This is a genomic window from Peribacillus sp. NPDC056705, assembly GCF_043656335.1.
This window is the reverse complement of record NZ_JBHTYI010000001.1, coordinates 103,469-122,118: the sequence shown is the minus strand read 5'-3', so window position 1 is coordinate 122,118 and position 18,650 is coordinate 103,469. Positions and strand designations below refer to the sequence as shown.

Below are 18,650 nucleotides of genomic sequence, written 5' to 3'. Positions count from 1 at the left end.
GCTATGCTTCCTCCTTGTAGGAAATCGTCATCTCATATTGACCGGGTTCGCTTCCCTGCATATGTAACGTATATTTAAGGACAAGTTTCCCTTGTTTGGTCTGTTCATCCCATTGATGATGTATCTTCTTCGCGGTCGTCCGTAATCCTAACCTGCCATATATACTTTCATAATGTCCATTTGTCGCTTCCTGCAGGCGGAAAAGCTGCCTCATTTTAATGGCGCCATTTCTAAGCAGGATCGTTTCATCCGGTTTGTGCTTGATGGTCGTTTGTGTTTGACCGGCTTCATTTTCCTCTTTATATTGCAAATATAAATCTGCACCTTTATACATTTTTGTACCAAATGTCACCAGCTCATACGTTTCCGTTTCTGAGCCGTGCATGATTTTTGTCTGTAAAGTCACTTTAATAGCATGCTTATCTATATCATGAAGAGTCAAAGCTACACTTCCTTCATCATGTCGTTCTTAACTTTATAAGTATAAATATTCTTCAAGGAAGTTTCAACTTGGAGCGGAAAATAAAGTGTAAATCCAAAAATGTGGGGATAAACTGTCGAAATCATGTTGTTGCCATTCATTTGATTTTAACGCAATAATGACTCATTGGGGCGGAATTATTCAAAAAGGGTCCTTCAGGTATAAAATTCTTTTCCTGAATGGATAAAAAAAGACCATTCCCGCAAAAAAACGGGAACAGCCAAGCCTTCATCCTTAACCTTTTTGAACCCAACCTAGAATCATTTCGCGAATCAGCTTGCTCGCCGTGTTCGCAGTTTGCTCGGATGGATCATAAATCGGTGCCACTTCTACTAAATCGCAGCCGACTACATTAATCTCGGACCGTGCTATCTCATGAATCGAAGCCAAAAGCTCTTTGGAAGTGATGCCTCCACAATCAACGGTGCCTGTCCCTGGCGCGTGCGCAGGATCAAGAACATCGATGTCGATCGTCACATATACAGGACGACCAGCTAACTGCGGCAGTACTTCTTTCAGAGGTTCAAGAACTTCAAATTTAGAGATGTGCATGCCATTTTCTTTTGCCCATTGGAATTCTTCCTTCAAACCGGAACGAATGCCGAAAGAGTATACATTTTTCGGCCCGATAAGTTCTGCGGATTTACGGATGATGGACGCATGGGAAAGCGGCTCCCCTTCATAATCCTCACGTAAATCTGTATGGGCATCCATATGGATGATGGCCATATCGGGATACTTTTTGAACATGGCTTTAATGACTGGCCATGTGACAAGATGTTCCCCTCCCATGCCCATTGGGAACTTACCTGCATCCAACACGCTGTCGACAAATTTTTCAATCATATCGATACTGCGCTGCGGATTGCCGAATGGTAATGGAATATCCCCGGCATCAAAGAATTTAACTTCCTCTAATTCACGATCTAAATAAGGACTGTATTCTTCCAAACCAATTGAAACTTCACGAATCCGGGTAGGGCCGAATCGAGAACCCGGACGGAAACTTACCGTCCAGTCCATCGGCATGCCGTATAGTACAGCTTCTGATTCCTCAAAAACAGGGTGGCTTTTAATGAATACATTGCCTGAATAGGCTTCATCGAATTTCATGGTCCATGCCTCCCTTATTTCACTAAATCTTGAACGAATTTAGGCAGAACGAATGCTGCTTTATGAAGTTCTTTTGTATAATATTTAGTTTCTATTTCATGGAAACGATCTTCAGTCACTTCTAATGGATTATATTTTTTCGACCCGATCGTGAATGCCCAAAGTCCGCTTGGATATGTCGGGATATTCGCTAAATACAGGCTGGTGATTGGGAATATTTCTTTCACATCACGTTGTACATCGCGAATTAAGTCCGCTTTAAACCAAGGGTTGTCGGATTGTGCCACAAAAATCCCGTCTTCTTTCAAAGCTTTGGAAATCCCGGCATAAAAACCTTTTGTGAATAAATTGACAGCAGGTCCGACAGGTTCAGTCGAGTCAACCATGATCACGTCATATTCATTTTCACTTTTGGCGATGTGCATGAAACCATCCCCAACTTGTACGTCTACACGCGGATCTTCAAGCATGCCTGCAATTTCAGGCAGGAATTTCTTTGAGTATTCGATAACTTTCCCATCGATATCAACCAATGTAGCTTTTTTTACACTTGGGTGTTTTAGGATTTCACGGATAACTCCTCCGTCCCCTCCGCCTACAACCAAAACGTTTTCTGGATTAGGATGGGTAAATAAAGGAACATGGGCTACCATTTCATGGTAAACGAATTCATCGCGCTGTGAAGTCATTACCATGTCATCCAGCAATAGCATATTGCCCCACTCTTCCGTTTCAATCATATCAAGCTTTTGAAACTCAGTTTGCTCCGTATGTAAAGTACGATTCACTTTCATCGTAATACCAAAATTCTCTGTTTGTTTTTCAGTAAACCAAATGCTCATTTATTAACGCTCCTTTTCCATTTCATATTGTCAGTTACCTTATAGGTTCCCCAAAATCGGTATAGTCATTAGCTAGAAAAATTATAGACGAATCTAGCAGAATTGCAAGATAAATTTCATAAATGCAGTTCTTATGTTTAAAATTTTCTTTTTTTTCCATAATAGTAATAGATACTAGATTCTTACCTGATAAGAGAGGTGAAAGCAATGGAATTGATTCCAAGCGAACGATTTAAAAGGACAACTAAATATGTACGGGCCTTCATCATCCTTGCCACAATCGGGCTCACGATACTCTTTGTATTGCTTCTCTCTTTACTGATTTATGCAAAAATATTAGGTCCTCCCCCTTTGGTCGTACCGCAGTCCACTCTCTATTATAGTGATAATGGAAATGTGATCGGTGAAACAGATAATGGCCAGAAACGTTATTGGGCCGGAATGGAGTCGATTTCACCACAGCTCATCCAAGCGACTGTCGCCGTTGAGGATCGCCAGTTTTACACTCATAATGGATTTGATATAAAGCGGATCGGCGGTGCCATCCTTGCTGATATTAAGGCAATGTCCAAAGTCCAGGGTGCAAGCACCATAACCCAGCAGTATGCCAGGAACCTGTTTCTTGGGCATGACAAAACGTGGTCGCGTAAGTTTAATGAGGCTTTTTATACGATTCGTTTAGAAATGAACTACTCCAAAAAGGAAATTCTAGAAGGCTATTTAAATACGATTTACTATGGCCACGGCGCATATGGAGCCCAAGCTGCAAGTCAATATTACTTTGGCAAGGATGCCAAGGATTTGACTCTTCCTGAAGCGAGCATGCTGGCCGGAATACCAAAAGGGCCGTCAAACTATTCACCATTGGATAACTTTGAAAAAGCGAAATCCAGGCAGAAAGTTGTCCTGCAAGCCATGAAAAACCAAAACTACATTTCAGGAAAAAATATTGCGGAAGCATTGCGGACATCCCTTACATTAAAGGGCGAGCACGGAACGGTCACCAATAAGACCGCTCCCTATTTCCAAGATGCAGTCAAACAAGCTTTAAAGTCCCAGCTTCATTTGGATGACCGGACGATCGAGCTCGGCGGGCTTAGGGTCTACACCACACTGGACGAAACCCAACAGGATGCAGCCGAAGAGGTTCTTTCCAATACCATACCCAAGTCTTCAGGCATTCAAGCCTCGATCGTGGCAATGGATCCTGATTCCGGGGAGGTCCGTGCGCTCGTCGGCGGTAAAGATTATGCCGAGTCGCCATTCAATCGAGCTACACAGGCCGTTCGCCAGCCTGGTTCAACCATGAAGCCATTGCTATATTATTCAGCGCTGGAGAACGGGTTCACACCATCCACCACCTTAAAGAGCGAGACAACTACATTTTCTTTCGATGATGGTCACTCATCATACACACCGCATAATTACAACCATCAATATGCGGAAGGCGAAATCACGATGGCCCAAGCCATTGCTCTTTCCGATAATATCTTCGCCGTAAAAACGCACTTGTTCCTTGGGGAACAGACATTGGTCGATACGGCGCAACGTTTCGGAATCACGGCAAAGATGGATGCGGTTCCTTCCCTGGCACTCGGCACGTCAGGTGTAAGGGCGATTGAAATGGTGAACGCATATAGCATTCTGGCCAACGGCGGCAAGAAGGTTAAGCCCGTGTTTATCAAAAAAGTTGAAAATCAAAAAGGTGAAGTGATTTTTGATGAAAATGAGAAACCGGAACAGGTTTTGGATGAGGACAAGGCATTTGTCATGACCCAGATGCTTACGGGTGTTTTCGATGAAACCTTAAATGGCTATACAAAGGTGACCGGCAGCACCATCAATTCCCAGCTAACCCGCCCATATGCCGGCAAATCAGGCTCCACCCCGACGGATAGCTGGATGATCGGTTACACACCGGGGCTTGCTGCAGGAGTATGGACTGGATATGATCAAGGCAAAAAGATCGAAATCCCTGCAGAAAAGGGCTATGCAAAGAAAATCTGGGCTTCCTATATGGAGAAGGGCCTGCAAGGGAAACCGGCAAAATCGTTTAAAGAAACCAAAAACGTAATCGGGGTCAAGGTGAATCCCGTTAGCGGAAAATTGGCCACAAAGGATTGTCCTGTTTCAAGATTGACTTATTATGTTAAAGGGACCGAACCTGTCGAATACTGTGCCGAGCACTTTAAGGGTCCGAAACATGCCCCAAAAGAAGAACATAAAAAGGCCCCGTGGTACAAAAAAGTCTTAAAACCTTGGGGATAACGAAAAACCCCCGAAGCCGGCAGAGGCTTCGGGGGTTTTTCTGTCCTAGTTCCACAGTGACTAAACTGCTGTCTTTAAGTTTACTGATTTTATCGCTTTCCTACAAGTGCATTTTTCACTAAACTTAACATTTCATCCATTAAACAAGATTCAAACCGTCAAAGACTCCTTCAGCTGATCTGAAGAGCGCTCCCACATTCCTTCATCATGGTTTTTCAGGAAGTCTGCAAGCACACGCTTTGATTTATCGTCCATGTCCTCGACGATGATTTTTCGTTTCAGCGATTTATCCATCCGGTTGACATGCTCCGGAAGCGATTTGTAACCGCGTCTAATTGACCTGTCTACCGTCATTTCACATGCTGTCACACCTGCATAGTGCGGACCGTTTTGAGTGGCTTCAATGGTCACCCAAACAAGCCAGTAAGGTTTGGCATTCGGGACTTCCTCTTTAGTCTTTAAAAACTTGATCCCTTTTTCCACTGCACTTCTCGCATGCATCGCGCCGATATCGACCTCCGCTTCACCTGCATCCACATCGATGATGACCGGCGAAATATTATCGAGCGTTAAAACCCCTGCTCCATATCCGCCATGACCTTCTGTAGGGTCGTTTTTTATAATATTGAAGCCTACCTTTTTCTTTGGTTGTTCTTCCATGTTTGTATCCCCCTTTATCGTTTGTCATTCCCTTATTATTGGTTAAAAAAACAAAAGTGAAAAAAATTGACTCAAGATGCCTCCTACAAATTTAACACCGGTATCCATAATCGGTCTGATTGTATAATCGCCCAGCGGTGTGATGATCAAAATCAAAAAAATCAGGGAGCCATATTGTTCATATTGGGTCATTTTTGCCCGCAAGTCCGCTGAAACAAGATCCTGTACAATCCTATAGCCATCGAGCGGCGGCAGCGGTATCAGATTAAATACAAATAAAAGGACATTTAAATTTATGAGTATATTTAAGAACGGCTCGACGAAAAACGGTAAATCAGGTCCAACGCCTGCTGCAAGCAATCCGTAAAAGATTAAAAACCCCAAAATTGCAACAATCAAATTACTGAACGGACCGGCAAAAGAGACGAGCACTCCTGCCAATTTTGGATTCTTGAAATGAAAACGATTAACCGGTACAGGTCTAGCCCAACCAAATCCGGCTATTAATATCAGCAATGTTCCGATCGGATCCAAATGGGAAATCGGATTCAATGTGACTCTTCCTTCATTTTTTGCAGTCGGGTCACCGAACTTATAGGCCACATAAGCATGTGAAAATTCATGAACAGTAAATGCGATTAACAGTGACACTATGACATACGGAAGTTCTTCCAAGCTATAATGCAAAAACCGTCCTATTTGATCAAAGAATTCCATCGATAGCTTCTCCCCCATTGTTTATTACCGTTAGTATACATCAAAAGTCCAAGAAGTGAAAAAACTCTGACTTCCGTGTCTTGCAATTCTTTTTCCATTGTGAAACACTACAAGATAAGGAAGGAAGGGGGGAAAAGAGATGCCATATGTAACAGTCAAAATGCTTGAAGGCCGTACAGACGAACAAAAAAAAGCTTTAGTCGAAAAGGTGACTGCGGCCGTTACGGAAACAACTGGAGCACCAGCTGAAGCCGTGACGATTTTCATTGAAGAAATGTCAAAAAATCATTTAGCGGTAGCCGGTGTCCGTAAAAGCGATTTATAAGCTTTACATAATGGGGAAAAGCTAAGCCGTCAATTCGGCTTAGCTTTTGTTTTTAACTGCTCAATATATTCATATGCCTCATCAATTTCTTCAAGCGTATATTTTTGTTTGCTTTTCAGCGTGAAAATTTTCTCGGTGACTTCCTCTTTTTCAAGCGTGTCGAAGTATAACACCGTTGAAACCAGCTCCAAAAACCGGGCATTCTGTTCGTTCATATCCAATAAGCATGCCTCAAGTGCCGGCATCTCCACTTCCTGTATGGATAGGAAATCCTGGCCGGCATCCGTTATCGAATAACAATATTGATAATAACCTGCTTTTTTTTCCCTCACTTCATTCAAGTAACCCATTTCGCAGAGCTCTTCAATCCGTAAGGTCAACTCCTCCGAATACGGTCCGTAAAAGTGAAATTGAAACTTTTCATGAAATGGGAAGGAAAGCTTCTTCGCGATATAAACGATTTTTTGCAACTTTTTCCGACCCGAGATTTCACCTGCAGTAGAAATTGCATTGATAATGTTTGCATGATCCTTAAACAAGGCTCGTCACTCCTCACCAAAAATGTACCACTTTAATCCGATAGCTCCAAAAGCTTACGAATCTGTTTTTTTATATTTTTCTTCGTAGATTCATCACGCAATAAATCCGCTGGATAATACAACTTATGATCCGTTCTTCTTTTCCCTGAAATTGCGTCGACAATTTCGGATTCACGCGATAATTCACGAATTTCTCCATTATTTTTAAGCAAGTGAATCGGCAGTCTCTCCTCTTCCTCACCTGGCCGGTAAAAATCATACGGCAGATCTGATGAAGAATCGACGACAAGATAATAATCCGGATCGATGCCTGCCTTCTTGAATAGCGTCCTTAACTCCATCAACCTGTTCATTTGACTGTTCGATGGATGGAATTCCACATATTTAAATAGTTTACGGTTAACGAAGCGAGTGCATAAATCTTTTAAAATCGCATCGTTCTCCTCTTCCCATGCTTCGAAATAATAGAGCATCACCGCTTCATCCATTTTCAAGTAGTCCGTTAAAGTCACTTCACCCTTGAACAATGAATAAAAATGGTGCGGTTCTTGAGCAAACTCATAACCGGATTCATATAAATGCTTCGCCCTATGTAGAATCTTGGTAAGTATGACCTCCGCACTTCTCGTAACTGGATGGAAATAAACCTGCCAGTACATTTGGTAGCGACTCATGATGTAATCCTCAACCGCATGCATCCCGCTTTGTTTTATGACGGCATGTTCTTCCCTTGGCCTCATTACACGCAAAAGCCTTTCCATATCGAAATGTCCATAACTAACGCCAGTGAAGTAAGCATCACGCTGTAAATAATCCATTCTATCGGCATCGATCTGACTTGAAATCAGGCTGACTACTAATTTGCCTTTATAGGTTTTCGCTATGACTTCTGCCACTTTTTTAGGAAAATCACGTCCAACTCTAAGGAGGATCTTATTCACTTCCGTATCGCCGAGGATTATTTGCCGCGTGAATTGCTCATGATCCAGGTCAAACACTTTTTCAAAAGAATGAGAGAAAGGACCATGCCCCAAATCATGCAGCAGTGCTGCGCATAAGGATAGTAACCGTTCCTCAGGTTTCCATTCCGGTCTGCCCTCGAAAACATCATCCACGATTCTCCGGACAATCTCATATACCCCAAGCGAATGGCTAAGCCGACTATGTTCCGCACCATGAAAGGTCAAATAAGTCGTTCCCAGCTGTTTAATCCTTCTAAGACGCTGGAATTCCTTCGTCCCTATTAAATCCCATATAACCCGGTCACGAACATGTATATATCGGTGCACCGGGTCCTTGAATACCTTTTCTTCTTGTAACTTTTCGCCGGAATATCCCATGAACTTCCCTCTTTTTCATAATCTCGATGCATTCATTATAGCGTGTTTTGACAAAAAACCCTAACATCCACCTTGCTAGCAAGAGAGGTCCTTTTGTAAGAAAACGGAAGTTTCAGTCTGAGTTTGTCTTGAAAATAAGAAAATAAAAAATCACCGCAGTGTGTTGAATTCTGGGTGATGATCACTTGTTCCATTTATCTTAAGCAAACAATCCACTCTACCTATATATCATGGATCCTACTTTAGTTTTTTATTGATTTTATCTAGTAACTCGTCTTCTGTCGGTGCAGCAACTGGACGGTTATTGACAAAGGCAAAAGACTTCTTTCTGCCAGGACCGCAATAGGATTGACAGCCCACTTCAATTTTCGCGTCGGGATCAAGCTTTTCAAGACGCGGGATCAATGTTTTAATGTTCACCGCCAAGCAGTCATCGCACACTCTGAATTCATTGGACATCCTCCGGTCACCATCCTTTCCATGACAAACTATTTTTCATCCATTTATATGACTAAAGGGTATTTTACCGCTTCTACTTATGAATATCAAGAGGGCTTGATTGTGTGAATAGGAAGGGCAGCCGCTGTAAAAGTATGTAATTAATCAAAAAACTAGTATCCTTTTAACCTTTTTGTATAAAAAATCCAGATTTTGTCCAAAATGCTAGTAGAACACTCCATAAATCACTGCCACACGATATTTTATATAGTTATTTATTTTAAAAGTTACCAGAAAGGGAGTATGTAGAAATGAAGGTTCGTCAAGACGCCTGGACAGAAGAAGATGATTTACTTTTGGCTGAAACGGTATTGCGCCATGTGCGGGAAGGCAGCACTCAGCTTAATGCTTTTGAAGAAGTAGGAGATAAGTTGAATCGCACCTCTGCAGCATGCGGATTCCGCTGGAATGCAGTTGTCCGCCATAATTATGATAAAGCGCTTTCCCTTGCCAAGAAACAGCGTAAGCAGCGGCAAAGGATCCTTGGAAAAGATCAAGGAGGAAAAAAACGGCTTCTTTATACACCGCCGTCCCCAACGATTTCCGATATAATGGTTCCCCATGTACAAGAAGAGGAACTAGAGGCGAAATCCGAAGCCGATACAACCAATTATGAAGCAGCAGAGGAATTCGTTGTGGCTGAAGCCCTCGCTCCTAAGACACAGCACACGCCAGTGACTCTGGAAACGGCCATGAGCCTTGAGGCCGTCATCGCTTACTTGGAATCCATGAACGCCCGCATGCTTCAAGCTGAAGTATTAAAAACCGAAAATGAAAGATTGAAGCTTGAAATTAAAGGGCTGAAAAAGCGAAATGAAGATTTGGAGAATAAAATCAGCCACCTGGAACAAAACAGCGGCTTGATGCAGGAAGATTATGAAACTTTGATGAATATTATGAATCGGGCAAGAAAGCTGGTCTTGTTAGAGGAAGAGGAACGTCCGGCAACGAAGTTCAAGATGGACCGGAATGGCAATTTGGAAAAAATGGCCGAGTAATAAGATAATGTGGGGTTCAGTTATAATAGATCAACCACATGCCAAAGGCCGTTTCACCCATGTTTATCTTAAAAAAGGGAGCCGACAAGGCTCTTTTTTTCATTGTTTCAAGAACTCCTCCTATCATACAGGCCTTTTACAGTTTCAGTGAATGCTAAAGTCGTATTTAATGAAAAAAACCGATCCCGAATTACTGGAACGGTTTCTTTTATTTCAATCCTTTAATGCATCGAATACTTTATCATTACGTTCCACCACTCTTGTCAAGTATGCCTCATACATCGGCCATTCCTGAACGGAAAGAGTGTCAGAGAATATCCTTTCACTATGTTCCTTCAATACATGCAGGAATCTGAGCATAACGTCCTGAACACTCAATTGCACGCCCAACAATTCCGTTAGGGACGCCATTACCGAAGGGACGATATCAGGATAAGCGAATTTGGTTTCTGCATTTCCTTTAGCTGCATCATAAAAACCCTTTACGAGGCTGGCACGTTCAGCCCCGCTTCCATTGACACACAAATAGATTTGCACCGCTACGCCATTGCGGATCCTGCGTTGGGATATCCCGGCAAATTTTTGCCCATTAATACTTAAATCATAACTTCCAGGACAATAGGAACCGACGATTTCCCTTGCCTCCATCGTGACCGGGAAATCGGCAAACATCAATTGGACAAGCTCCCACATCGCATCATATCCACGATTGATTTCAATTTTCTGCTCGTTTTCAGGAAAAATGAGCGACAAATTAAGGACACCCTCATCCAGCACGACTGCCAGCCCCCCGGAATTCCTCACGATCGCCTGAAAACCATGTTCTTCTAAATGATCCAACCCCTTTTTAAGAAAAGGCAACTTCGTATCCTGAATACCCATGACGATGGTTCGATGATGTACCCACGCCCTCGCTACGGCCGCTGATTTACCTGACCCTACGGAAGCACAAAATGTATCATCCATCGCAAAGGACTCCAGAGCTGGAAACTGAGGCCCAACGGAAGATTGATCAATAATCCTCCACTCTTGCTGCATTAATAATGAATCTGTTTCACTCATACGAATCTCCCTCTACATTTAATCCTCAGGGTGCCTATTGATACTGCGCCACAAATCCCTGTGCCGCTGTAATGACAGCCAGTTTATATACATCCTCTTCACTGCATCCCCTCGAAAGGTCATTCACCGGACGGTTCAGCCCCTGTAGGATCGGACCGACCGCTTCGAAGCCACCCAAGCGCTGTACCATCTTATAGCTAATGTTCCCTGCTTCGAGACTTGGGAAAATAAAAACATTCGCATCCCCCTGAATAAGGGAATCCGGCGCTTTTTTTCTTGCTACCGAAGGAACGAAAGCCGCGTCAAACTGAAATTCCCCATCAAGAATGACTTCAGGGGCCCTTTCTTTTGCCAAATCGACAGCATCAGCCACTTTTAAGGTTTCGGGGGATGTTGCCGACCCCTTCGTCGAAAAGCTCAGCATCGCCACACGCGGTTCGATATCGAACATTTGTGCAGTCTTCGCACTTTCGATAGCAATTTCGGCTAAATCTTGGGAATCGGGGTTTATATTGATCGCACAGTCCGCGAACACATATTTTTCTTCATCCCGGACCATGATGAATACTCCTGATGTTTTTTGGACGCCTGTCTTTGTTTTTATGATCTTTAAGGCGGGGCGAACCGTATCGGCAGTCGAATGCATTGCACCACTCACCATTCCATGTGCCAGTTTCATATGGACGAGCATGGTTCCAAAGTAGTTCTCATCCATTAATATTTCACGTGCTTGTACCTCGGTCGCTTTACCCTCACGGACCTTCACGAACGCTTCAACCATTTCATCCATCATGATATAATTCTTCGGATCATATATTTCGATTGCGTCAAGGGAGATTTTCATATCTTTTGCCTTCTCTTGAATCAACCCGATATCCCCGATCAATACCGGTGTCACCAGTTTAGCATTGGCAAGCCCTGCTGCCGCTCCCAAAATCCGTTCATCCAGCCCTTCTGGAAAAACGATCTTTAAATTATGTCCCATAACTTTCGCTTCCAGTATTTCAAATAAATCACCCATTGGCTCTTCCTCCTTTTTTAGATACGTTTTCCCTCTTTCCTTCAATATTTAACCATCCGGTGAAAATCCATAGTCGTCTTCTTTTAAGAATACTCTAGCAGCCAGGTAAATTCCAGCCACTTTGGTACCCTGCCAATCGGACGCAAATTTGAAAATTGTTTGAACACCGAAAAACAGTGATGGTGTTTGCGGGTTGATATAAATTTCCTTATACTGAAACTATGTTATATTAAAGTTATAATAAGACTTAGGAGTGATTGTAATGAGTGAAGCAGCACAAACACTGGACGGCTGGTATTGTTTACATGATTTCCGCCTGATCGACTGGGCTTCTTGGAAAACGTTATCAAGCGACGAACGCCAATTGGCCATCTCGGAATTCCAAGGTTTACTGGATAAATGGAATATGACACAAAGCGACAATGAAGGCAGCCATGCCCTATATTCCATCGTAGGTCAGAAAGCGGACTTCATGCTTATGTTTGCCCGCCCAACCATGGAAGAATTGAATGAAATTGAAAACGAATTCAATAAAACGAAGCTTGCCGAATATACAGTTCCCGCTTATTCATACGTTTCCGTCGTGGAATTGAGCAATTACTTAGCTGGAGGAGATGGTGAGGACCCTTACCAGAACCCTCATGTCCGTTCAAGACTTTATCCGATACTTCCAAAAGCGAAACACGTATGCTTCTATCCAATGGACAAGCGTCGTGATGGCGATGATAACTGGTATATGCTTTCCATGGAAGAGCGCAAAGGCTTAATGCGTTCCCACGGCTTGATTGGCCGCAGTTATGCCGGTAAAGTAAAACAAATCATTTCGGGTTCTGTCGGTTTTGACGATTATGAATGGGGCGTTACACTTTTCGCAGATGATGTCCTTCAATTTAAAAAATTAATCTATGAAATGCGTTTTGATGAAGTGAGTGCACGTTACGCCGCATTTGGTTCTTTCTTTGTAGGTAATATCCTGCCGGAAGAAAACGTACCTTCATTCCTATACGTATAAGACGATGGGCTTCCGGTTTCCGGAAGCTTTTTTTGCGTCCCCTCCTTTTTATTTTTCCCCGGCTGTGGAATAAATCCAATCCACATCCCATACATTTTCAATAGTGATGAATTTATTTTTTCACAGTCCCATTCAGTATCAGGAAAATTGATCAAGGCAATTCCTGACTCCAGCGAGGTGAAGGAACGTTACTTCTATTCATTGGCCGGCAAGAGGATATGGTTTATATCATGAACGGCAGCCGTTATGTATCGCTTAACTTTCATTGTGGTTTTTTAAGCCACCCGGGGATTGTCCAGAAAACATATACAATACTACCGGTCGCTATAAATCGCACAGTTTCTCCCAGTCCACACTCTTGGATTGTCCAAATTCCACAGCATCAACTAAACCTTGAATTTAGGAGGGAATGCAATGTCACAAAATAATCCTTATGGTAACTACCCGTACGGGGGAAGCCCCTATTATCCCTATGAGAATAATGAGCCTGAACTAAGGCAGCAGAATCCTAGCCCGCAACAAGGTTACCCGCAGCAAGGATTCCAACAGCAAGGATTCCAGCCACAACAGCCCACTATGGCAGGCACGCCACAACAAATGCCGATGCAGGTGAGTCCAGCCACTTCCGGGCCACAGATACCTGGCATGCTCCCGATCGAAGCGTCATACATCGAGAACATCTTGCGATTGAATAAAGGGAAATTAGCCACTGTTTATACAACGTTTGAAAACAACAAGGAATGGAATGCTAAGATCTTCAAAGGAATCATCGAGGCTGCAGGTCGCGATCACTTGATCATAAGCGACCCTCAAACGGGAAAACGATACTTAATCCCGATGGTATACTTAGATTATATAACGTTTGATGAAGAAATCGAATATGAATATCCATTTGGAGGCGCTGGGCTTGCCACCTACTCCCCAAGGTGAAGAAAATCAAAAAAAGAAGAGCCTCAGAATCCATTTGATTTTGAGGCTCTTCTTATTATTGGAATGAATTTTTTCATTACAAGTATTTATATGCAGCAATGATCATCAAAACCCAAGCAACCAAGAATGAAACCCCGCCAAGCGGTGTGATGGCCCCAAGGACTTTGATTTGCGTAACGCTTAGAACGAATAGGCTTCCGGAAAACAGGATAATTCCTATTAGCATAAGCCAGCCGGACCAGTTGATCAGCGGACTTGAGATTTTCCCAGCCAATAAACCGATTACCAATAAACCCACTGCATGGAACATTTGATATTGAACAGCGGTTTGCCAGGTTTCTAAATATTTATCAGGAATTTTCCCTTCCAGTCCATGTGCGCCGAATGCACCTAGTGCCACAGCAATAAACCCATTCAATGCACCTAAAATGATGAACAATTTCAATTATTTCGCTCCCCTTCCCTCATTTAAAAATCGAACAAGGACTCCCCATTGGCTTCATCCATTTTAACCGGTTCTACATTCGGTGTAGCCGGCATAACGGGCTGGGTCAATGTGATTGGCTTCGGCATGCTGATGTTCGCAGCTTTTTCATCCACCATTACTTCACAAAGGGACTTAATGGCGATTACATACCCCTGCACCTTATCCTCTGAATTTGCCTGTTTCGCTTTTAAAACAAGCTCTTCGATTTTATCCAACATTTGTCTTGATGAAATATCCAACTTTACCACCTCGTCTATATACAGGTCAAAACTATCATAACTAGCATAGCAAAAATCAGAGAAGAAAACACCTTGCATATTTCCTACCTCTTAATTGGCTTGGCTTGAAATTTCAAGCATGGCTGTCCTGAAGAATGAAAGACATCAAGAGAAGGCTGGTTTGATGTTTTAAATTGAAAAGCACGGCAGCCCTTTGGAAAACTGGGATCCCAAGTTATATAGAAATGGCCGCACGCCATACAATTCACCCGTTTCGATTTCTTGCCCATATCATCGGTTCGAGATTTTCCAATCAATTGGGGATTCCCCCATTTCCACCAGCAATTGATTTGTTGTGGAAAAAGGTTTGGTGCCAAAGAAACCACGGGATGCCGACAGCGGACTCGGATGTACAGACTTAATGATTTTATGACGGGTCTCATCAATTAATGGGATTTTGGTTTGTGCAGGTTTCCCCCACAGGATGAATACAACAGGTTTCGGACGGTCATTCAATAGGTGAATAACTTGATTCGTAAAGATTTCCCATCCTCTTCCGCGGTGTGAGTGAGCCTCTCCCTCACGGACAGTCAAGACGGTATTCAATAGAAGCACTCCCTGTTTTGCCCATTCGACTAGGTAACCATTATTCGGAACCTCATAGCCTAGATCTGTGTGTAACTCTTTAAAAATATTTCTTAAAGAAGGCGGGATGCGAACCCCCGGCTTAACTGAAAAACTAAGGCCATGTGCTTGTCCAGGGCCATGGTATGGGTCCTGACCAAGGATGACAACCTTTACGTCTTCATAAGGAGTATAGTGAAGTGCATTGAAAATATCGTCCTGATCGGGATGAACGACCTGCTGACTGTACTCTTGCTTTATGAATCCTCTTAGCTCCTGGTAATATTCTTTTTTGAATTCCTCTTCCAATAGAGGCCACCAATCATTTGTTAATAACTGCTTTGCCATCTGCCACAGCCCCTCTCCACTTTTTGAAACTATATTATATCAAACTTCATCGCCTTGCCTTTTTCCATAGATTACGATTTATGTTTCTATATACCCCAAAAGTGGGAACATAGAAAGTCAGCAAGCAATTTAACCATGTTGGAGGATTCCCTATGAAAAAATGGTACAAAAGAAAACGATTTTATCTGCTTGTCAGCATTTTGATCGTCCTTGCACTCGTAATCGCCTATAACAGCTACAAACCTCTCCCCGATGGCATTTCCTATGAAGGAAAGGTTCACCATGTCGAGGATATCGATTTCATCTATGACCTTTCCTATCACGATGAACAAGGGGAAATACAACATGAGCAGCGAATTTTCAAAACCATAAATCAAGCCATAGAAGAGGCTGATTCTTATATCGTAATCGACATGTTTTTGTTTAATGCTTTTTATGATGAAAAGATAAACTTCCCGAAGCTAACCGAGACTCTGAAGGATAATCTCGTTGAACAGAAGAAAAAGAAACCTGGCCTCCAGGTCATTTTCATTACGGACGAAGTGAATACTTCCTATAATTCCTACCAGCTAGAGGCCTTGGAAACGATGAAGAAAAATGGCATTGATGTCATTGTTACCAACTTAGACCGCCTCCGGGATCCGAATCCTCTCTATTCAGGTGTATATCGGACCTTTTTCCAATGGTTCGGTGAAAGCGGGAAAGGCTGGGTTGTGAATCCAATGGCTAAAAGCGCACCAAAGGTCACCTTGCGTTCTTATCTTAGACTGATGAATATCAAAGCCAATCACCGAAAAGTGGTCGCTACTGAAAAAACGGCCATCATCTCATCTGCCAATCCTCATGACGCAAGTGGATTCCATTCCAATATTGCATTCCAGATGGATGGGAATATCATCGGAGATTTTGTCAAATCCGAAGAAGCCGCTTCGAAATTCTCGGGAGGGCCGAAGTCATTTCCTGAATTTAAAGGGACATCAGCAGATAAAGGACCGATATCAGTACAACTGCTAACGGAAGGAAAAATTAATAAACATGTCCTTAAGGCTATTAAGGATGCAAAAAAGGGGGACAACATCCACCTTGCCATGTTCTACATTGCCGATCGCGGAGTTGTTGAGGCATTAACGGATGCAGCTAAACGGGGTGTGAAGATTCAAATGATACTGGATCCGAACCAAAACGCTTTCGGAAGTGAAAAAATCGGGCTTCCCAATCTTCCGGTTGCCGCCGAATTCGAAAAACTGGGGGATGAAAACATCTCGATCCGCTGGTACAAAACAGATAAAGAACAGTTCCATACAAAGTTGATGATGATCCAAAGAGCTGATGAAACGGTTATCCTTGGAGGATCCGCTAATTATACGTCACGCAATCTAGATGACTATAATCTTGAAGCGAATGTTGAAATCCATGCTCCAAATGATGCGGATGTCTCCAAGGACGTCGATAGCTATTTTCAAAGACTCTGGACAAATCAAAATGGAACATACACGGTGGATTACAGTGCATACCAGAAGAAACTGCCTGTCTTTAAATACTTGACCTACCGCATTCAGAAGGTGTTCCGCTTCACCACTTACTAAAATTTTCTTTTATATAAATGTTTATCAGTGCCCAAATGAGGTTATATATTACTATAGCCGCACAGCAACTGTAATAAGCAAGATTCCATTTACCTATATTCAAGAGAATCTCACTAAATTCAAGGAGGAGTTTATATGTATCAAGTACATGTAGTAGAAAACGGTTTACAAGCAAAGGAAAAAATCGATGAATTAGTTACATCAGGTTATACGAAAGACGATGTATATTTGTTTGCCCATGATAAAACCCGTTCAAAACACCTTACCGAGAATACAAATACAGAAGATGTAGGCATGAAGGAACAAGGTTTCCTTGATACCGTCGGAAATCTCTTTAAATCACGCGGAGATGAACTTCGTAACCGAATGAGCAACCTTGGCCTTAGTGATATGGAGGCAGAACGTTACGAGGAAGTGCTTGACGAAGGAAAAGTAGTCATCGTTGCTTCCAAACAAGATAATAAAGACGGGGTTACACACTAATACCCGCTAACCATTACCCTATATGGATTCATAAAAAAACGAGGCTCCTTAACCGGCAGCCTCGTTTTTTATACTCATTATCCCAGGATGCTTTGGTACGTGGCCTTTGCATGGACCATGTCCTTCGTACCGTGAATCAACGCCCGGCCATCCTTGAAAATGACGATACGCTCCCCAGCTTTTTCACAAGAGAGAAGAAATGGATTGAATTTCACCAAATAGCCGCTGCCGTCCAGATCTTTGGCCAGTTTCTCGAGTTGAAGTTCCAAAGGTTTTGGCGGTCTTACCTGTACAGTATCCCTCCCGCAAAGAACAGCCGTTTTCGTTGCATTTTCCAGTGTTAAAAAGGGGTAGGTCCTCTTCTCCCCGCATGAGAGACAATCCTTCTTTTTTGCTTTTGTCAATTTAACGGTTTGGTATTGATTTCTCCACAGATCAAAAGAAACAAGTGCAGGCCGTACCGATTTCCAATCTTCAACAAGGATTTTCAAAGCTTCGGCAGTTTGGTGTGCCACTACCATCGTTACAGCTGGTGATATGATTCCTCCTGTGTCACAGGTCATTCCTTGAATGGGGATTGCTTTCAGCAAACAGTGCAAACATGGAGTCTGTCCGGGAAGGATCGTCAAAGTCATGCCAACACTCCCCACACATGCCCCATAAATCCACGGTATATGAAGCTTTTGTGATAAATCATTAATAATCATCCGTGTCTCAAAGTTATCGGTTGCATCCAATATCAAATCAACATCACCAAGCAACTGTTCGAGGTTCTGGGCAGTTGCGTCCATGATGATGGCATTCACTTCAACTTCATGATTGATATCAAACAAATGACGCTTTGCCGCTTCTGCTTTTGGCAGTTTCTCCTCGACATCCCGTTCCGTATACATTTGTTGCCGCTGTAAATTACTGATCTCTACATAATCCCTGTCGACAATGGTAAGCTTTCCTACTCCTGCCCGAGTGAGGGCCTCGGCATTAGCAGATCCCAAAGCCCCTGCACCAAGAAGCAAGACATGCTTCTTCATAATTTTCAATTGGCCCTCTTCACCAATGGGGCCGAATAAAGTCTGCCTTGAATATCGCTCTTTCACC

The 18,650-nt window shown here is 42.9% G+C and carries 21 protein-coding genes; 7 read left to right on the top strand and 14 right to left on the bottom strand.

Translation table 11 applies throughout. The features are described from left to right. Nucleotide 1: 1 nt before the first annotated feature. The 3 genes from ACFRAK_RS00600 to speE form a co-directional block, all read right to left on the bottom strand. Nucleotides 2-442 carry a YwiB family protein gene (locus ACFRAK_RS00600; protein ID WP_192207281.1) on the bottom strand — a complete coding sequence of 147 codons (441 nt, stop codon included), beginning with the start codon at nucleotides 440-442 and terminating at the stop codon, nucleotides 2-4. A 273-nt stretch (nucleotides 443-715) separates the two neighbouring features. Beyond that, on the bottom strand, nucleotides 716-1,594 hold the full coding sequence (gene speB, locus ACFRAK_RS00595) for an agmatinase (protein WP_192207282.1): 879 nt from the start codon (nucleotides 1,592-1,594) through the stop codon (nucleotides 716-718). 14 nt (nucleotides 1,595-1,608) lie between these two features. After that, the gene (gene speE, locus ACFRAK_RS00590; RefSeq protein WP_053348438.1) at nucleotides 1,609-2,436 is read right to left on the bottom strand and encodes a spermidine synthase; all 828 of its coding nucleotides are present in this window, start codon (nucleotides 2,434-2,436) and stop codon (nucleotides 1,609-1,611) included. Nucleotides 2,437-2,643: 207 nt separating this feature from the next. Here speE and ACFRAK_RS00585 point away from each other — a divergent pair, with 207 nt between their 5' ends. After that, the gene (locus tag ACFRAK_RS00585) at nucleotides 2,644-4,704 is read left to right on the top strand and encodes a transglycosylase domain-containing protein (RefSeq protein ID WP_394571155.1); all 2,061 of its coding nucleotides are present in this window, start codon (nucleotides 2,644-2,646) and stop codon (nucleotides 4,702-4,704) included. Nucleotides 4,705-4,854: 150 nt separating this feature from the next. On the opposite strand, the gene ACFRAK_RS00580 is transcribed toward ACFRAK_RS00585, so the two are convergent. Together ACFRAK_RS00580 and ACFRAK_RS00575 are read right to left on the bottom strand one after the other, a co-directional pair. Next, on the bottom strand, nucleotides 4,855-5,364 hold the full coding sequence (locus ACFRAK_RS00580; protein WP_394571154.1) for a YwhD family protein: 510 nt from the start codon (nucleotides 5,362-5,364) through the stop codon (nucleotides 4,855-4,857). Between the two features lie 42 nt (nucleotides 5,365-5,406). Beyond that, entirely contained in the window at nucleotides 5,407-6,081 is a 675-nt protein-coding gene (locus ACFRAK_RS00575; RefSeq protein ID WP_394571153.1) for a site-2 protease family protein, read from the bottom strand. Between the two features lie 139 nt (nucleotides 6,082-6,220). On the opposite strand from ACFRAK_RS00575, the gene ACFRAK_RS00570 reads away from it, so the two are divergent. Further along, nucleotides 6,221-6,406 carry a 2-hydroxymuconate tautomerase gene (locus ACFRAK_RS00570; protein WP_034315897.1) on the top strand — a complete coding sequence of 62 codons (186 nt, stop codon included), beginning with the start codon at nucleotides 6,221-6,223 and terminating at the stop codon, nucleotides 6,404-6,406. A gap of 29 nt (nucleotides 6,407-6,435) precedes the next feature. Here ACFRAK_RS00570 and ACFRAK_RS00565 read toward each other — a convergent pair whose 3' ends face one another. The 3 genes from ACFRAK_RS00565 to ACFRAK_RS00555 all read right to left on the bottom strand — a co-directional run bounded on the left by ACFRAK_RS00565 (nucleotide 6,436) and on the right by ACFRAK_RS00555 (nucleotide 8,744). Further along, nucleotides 6,436-6,945 (bottom strand): YwgA family protein, encoded by a 510-nt coding sequence (locus ACFRAK_RS00565; RefSeq protein ID WP_076368383.1) that lies wholly within the window; start codon nucleotides 6,943-6,945, stop codon nucleotides 6,436-6,438. A gap of 32 nt (nucleotides 6,946-6,977) precedes the next feature. Continuing rightward, nucleotides 6,978-8,285 carry an HD domain-containing protein gene (locus ACFRAK_RS00560; protein ID WP_096339124.1) on the bottom strand — a complete coding sequence of 436 codons (1,308 nt, stop codon included), beginning with the start codon at nucleotides 8,283-8,285 and terminating at the stop codon, nucleotides 6,978-6,980. A gap of 237 nt (nucleotides 8,286-8,522) precedes the next feature. Next, nucleotides 8,523-8,744, bottom strand: a complete 222-nt coding sequence (locus tag ACFRAK_RS00555) for a YuzB family protein (protein WP_048683566.1) — start codon at nucleotides 8,742-8,744, stop codon at nucleotides 8,523-8,525. Between the two features lie 290 nt (nucleotides 8,745-9,034). Between ACFRAK_RS00555 and ACFRAK_RS00550 the strand changes: the two genes are divergently transcribed. After that, a complete protein-coding gene (locus tag ACFRAK_RS00550; RefSeq protein ID WP_394571152.1) occupies nucleotides 9,035-9,781 on the top strand; it encodes an RsfA family transcriptional regulator in 747 nt (248 codons plus the stop codon). A 213-nt stretch (nucleotides 9,782-9,994) separates the two neighbouring features. On the opposite strand, the gene lipL is transcribed toward ACFRAK_RS00550, so the two are convergent. Together lipL and pta are read right to left on the bottom strand one after the other, a co-directional pair. Next, complete coding sequence (lipL, locus tag ACFRAK_RS00545) at nucleotides 9,995-10,843, bottom strand: octanoyl-[GcvH]:protein N-octanoyltransferase (RefSeq protein WP_377448635.1); 849 nt, start codon at nucleotides 10,841-10,843, stop codon at nucleotides 9,995-9,997. A gap of 34 nt (nucleotides 10,844-10,877) precedes the next feature. After that, complete coding sequence (gene pta, locus ACFRAK_RS00540) at nucleotides 10,878-11,864, bottom strand: phosphate acetyltransferase (protein ID WP_394571151.1); 987 nt, start codon at nucleotides 11,862-11,864, stop codon at nucleotides 10,878-10,880. 262 nt (nucleotides 11,865-12,126) lie between these two features. Here pta and hemQ point away from each other — a divergent pair, with 262 nt between their 5' ends. Beyond that, nucleotides 12,127-12,876 (top strand): hydrogen peroxide-dependent heme synthase, encoded by a 750-nt coding sequence (hemQ, locus tag ACFRAK_RS00535; RefSeq protein WP_260285869.1) that lies wholly within the window; start codon nucleotides 12,127-12,129, stop codon nucleotides 12,874-12,876. A 414-nt stretch (nucleotides 12,877-13,290) separates the two neighbouring features. Then, nucleotides 13,291-13,806, top strand: coding sequence for a spore coat protein GerQ (gene gerQ / locus ACFRAK_RS00530; protein ID WP_394571149.1), 516 nt, complete (start codon nucleotides 13,291-13,293; stop codon nucleotides 13,804-13,806). A gap of 76 nt (nucleotides 13,807-13,882) precedes the next feature. Here gerQ and ACFRAK_RS00525 read toward each other — a convergent pair whose 3' ends face one another. The 3 genes from ACFRAK_RS00525 to ACFRAK_RS00515 all read right to left on the bottom strand — a co-directional run bounded on the left by ACFRAK_RS00525 (nucleotide 13,883) and on the right by ACFRAK_RS00515 (nucleotide 15,483). Beyond that, a complete protein-coding gene (locus ACFRAK_RS00525) occupies nucleotides 13,883-14,251 on the bottom strand; it encodes a DUF423 domain-containing protein (RefSeq protein ID WP_076368389.1) in 369 nt (122 codons plus the stop codon). Nucleotides 14,252-14,274: 23 nt separating this feature from the next. Then, the gene (locus tag ACFRAK_RS00520) at nucleotides 14,275-14,532 is read right to left on the bottom strand and encodes a YwdI family protein (protein WP_192207291.1); all 258 of its coding nucleotides are present in this window, start codon (nucleotides 14,530-14,532) and stop codon (nucleotides 14,275-14,277) included. 270 nt (nucleotides 14,533-14,802) lie between these two features. Next, the gene (locus tag ACFRAK_RS00515) at nucleotides 14,803-15,483 is read right to left on the bottom strand and encodes a uracil-DNA glycosylase (protein ID WP_387601436.1); all 681 of its coding nucleotides are present in this window, start codon (nucleotides 15,481-15,483) and stop codon (nucleotides 14,803-14,805) included. Nucleotides 15,484-15,635: 152 nt separating this feature from the next. Between ACFRAK_RS00515 and ACFRAK_RS00510 the strand changes: the two genes are divergently transcribed. Both ACFRAK_RS00510 and ACFRAK_RS00505 read left to right on the top strand, forming a co-directional pair. Continuing rightward, entirely contained in the window at nucleotides 15,636-17,069 is a 1,434-nt protein-coding gene (locus tag ACFRAK_RS00510; RefSeq protein ID WP_394571148.1) for a phospholipase D family protein, read from the top strand. A 135-nt stretch (nucleotides 17,070-17,204) separates the two neighbouring features. Continuing rightward, nucleotides 17,205-17,552, top strand: coding sequence for a YflT domain-containing protein (locus ACFRAK_RS00505; protein ID WP_192207294.1), 348 nt, complete (start codon nucleotides 17,205-17,207; stop codon nucleotides 17,550-17,552). Between the two features lie 77 nt (nucleotides 17,553-17,629). On the opposite strand, the gene ACFRAK_RS00500 is transcribed toward ACFRAK_RS00505, so the two are convergent. After that, a complete protein-coding gene (locus tag ACFRAK_RS00500) occupies nucleotides 17,630-18,649 on the bottom strand; it encodes a MoeB/ThiF family adenylyltransferase (protein WP_387601443.1) in 1,020 nt (339 codons plus the stop codon). Nucleotide 18,650 lies beyond the last annotated feature (1 nt).

What these genes read in the sequence shown, in the direction of transcription:
- speB (WP_192207282.1), bottom strand. Translation starts at nt 1,594, where the DNA reads ATGAAATTCGATGAAGCCTATTCAGGCAATGTATTCATTAAAAGCCAC.
- speE (WP_053348438.1), bottom strand. Translation starts at nt 2,436, where the DNA reads ATGAGCATTTGGTTTACTGAAAAACAAACAGAGAATTTTGGTATTACG.
- ACFRAK_RS00585 (WP_394571155.1), top strand. Translation starts at nt 2,644, where the DNA reads ATGGAATTGATTCCAAGCGAACGATTTAAAAGGACAACTAAATATGTA.
- ACFRAK_RS00580 (WP_394571154.1), bottom strand. Translation starts at nt 5,364, where the DNA reads ATGGAAGAACAACCAAAGAAAAAGGTAGGCTTCAATATTATAAAAAAC.
- ACFRAK_RS00575 (WP_394571153.1), bottom strand. Translation starts at nt 6,081, where the DNA reads ATGGAATTCTTTGATCAAATAGGACGGTTTTTGCATTATAGCTTGGAA.
- ACFRAK_RS00570 (WP_034315897.1), top strand. Translation starts at nt 6,221, where the DNA reads ATGCCATATGTAACAGTCAAAATGCTTGAAGGCCGTACAGACGAACAA.
- ACFRAK_RS00560 (WP_096339124.1), bottom strand. Translation starts at nt 8,285, where the DNA reads ATGGGATATTCCGGCGAAAAGTTACAAGAAGAAAAGGTATTCAAGGAC.
- ACFRAK_RS00555 (WP_048683566.1), bottom strand. Translation starts at nt 8,744, where the DNA reads ATGTCCAATGAATTCAGAGTGTGCGATGACTGCTTGGCGGTGAACATT.
- ACFRAK_RS00550 (WP_394571152.1), top strand. Translation starts at nt 9,035, where the DNA reads ATGAAGGTTCGTCAAGACGCCTGGACAGAAGAAGATGATTTACTTTTG.
- lipL (WP_377448635.1), bottom strand. Translation starts at nt 10,843, where the DNA reads ATGAGTGAAACAGATTCATTATTAATGCAGCAAGAGTGGAGGATTATT.
- pta (WP_394571151.1), bottom strand. Translation starts at nt 11,864, where the DNA reads ATGGGTGATTTATTTGAAATACTGGAAGCGAAAGTTATGGGACATAAT.
- hemQ (WP_260285869.1), top strand. Translation starts at nt 12,127, where the DNA reads ATGAGTGAAGCAGCACAAACACTGGACGGCTGGTATTGTTTACATGAT.
- gerQ (WP_394571149.1), top strand. Translation starts at nt 13,291, where the DNA reads ATGTCACAAAATAATCCTTATGGTAACTACCCGTACGGGGGAAGCCCC.
- ACFRAK_RS00515 (WP_387601436.1), bottom strand. Translation starts at nt 15,483, where the DNA reads ATGGCAAAGCAGTTATTAACAAATGATTGGTGGCCTCTATTGGAAGAG.
- ACFRAK_RS00510 (WP_394571148.1), top strand. Translation starts at nt 15,636, where the DNA reads ATGAAAAAATGGTACAAAAGAAAACGATTTTATCTGCTTGTCAGCATT.
- ACFRAK_RS00505 (WP_192207294.1), top strand. Translation starts at nt 17,205, where the DNA reads ATGTATCAAGTACATGTAGTAGAAAACGGTTTACAAGCAAAGGAAAAA.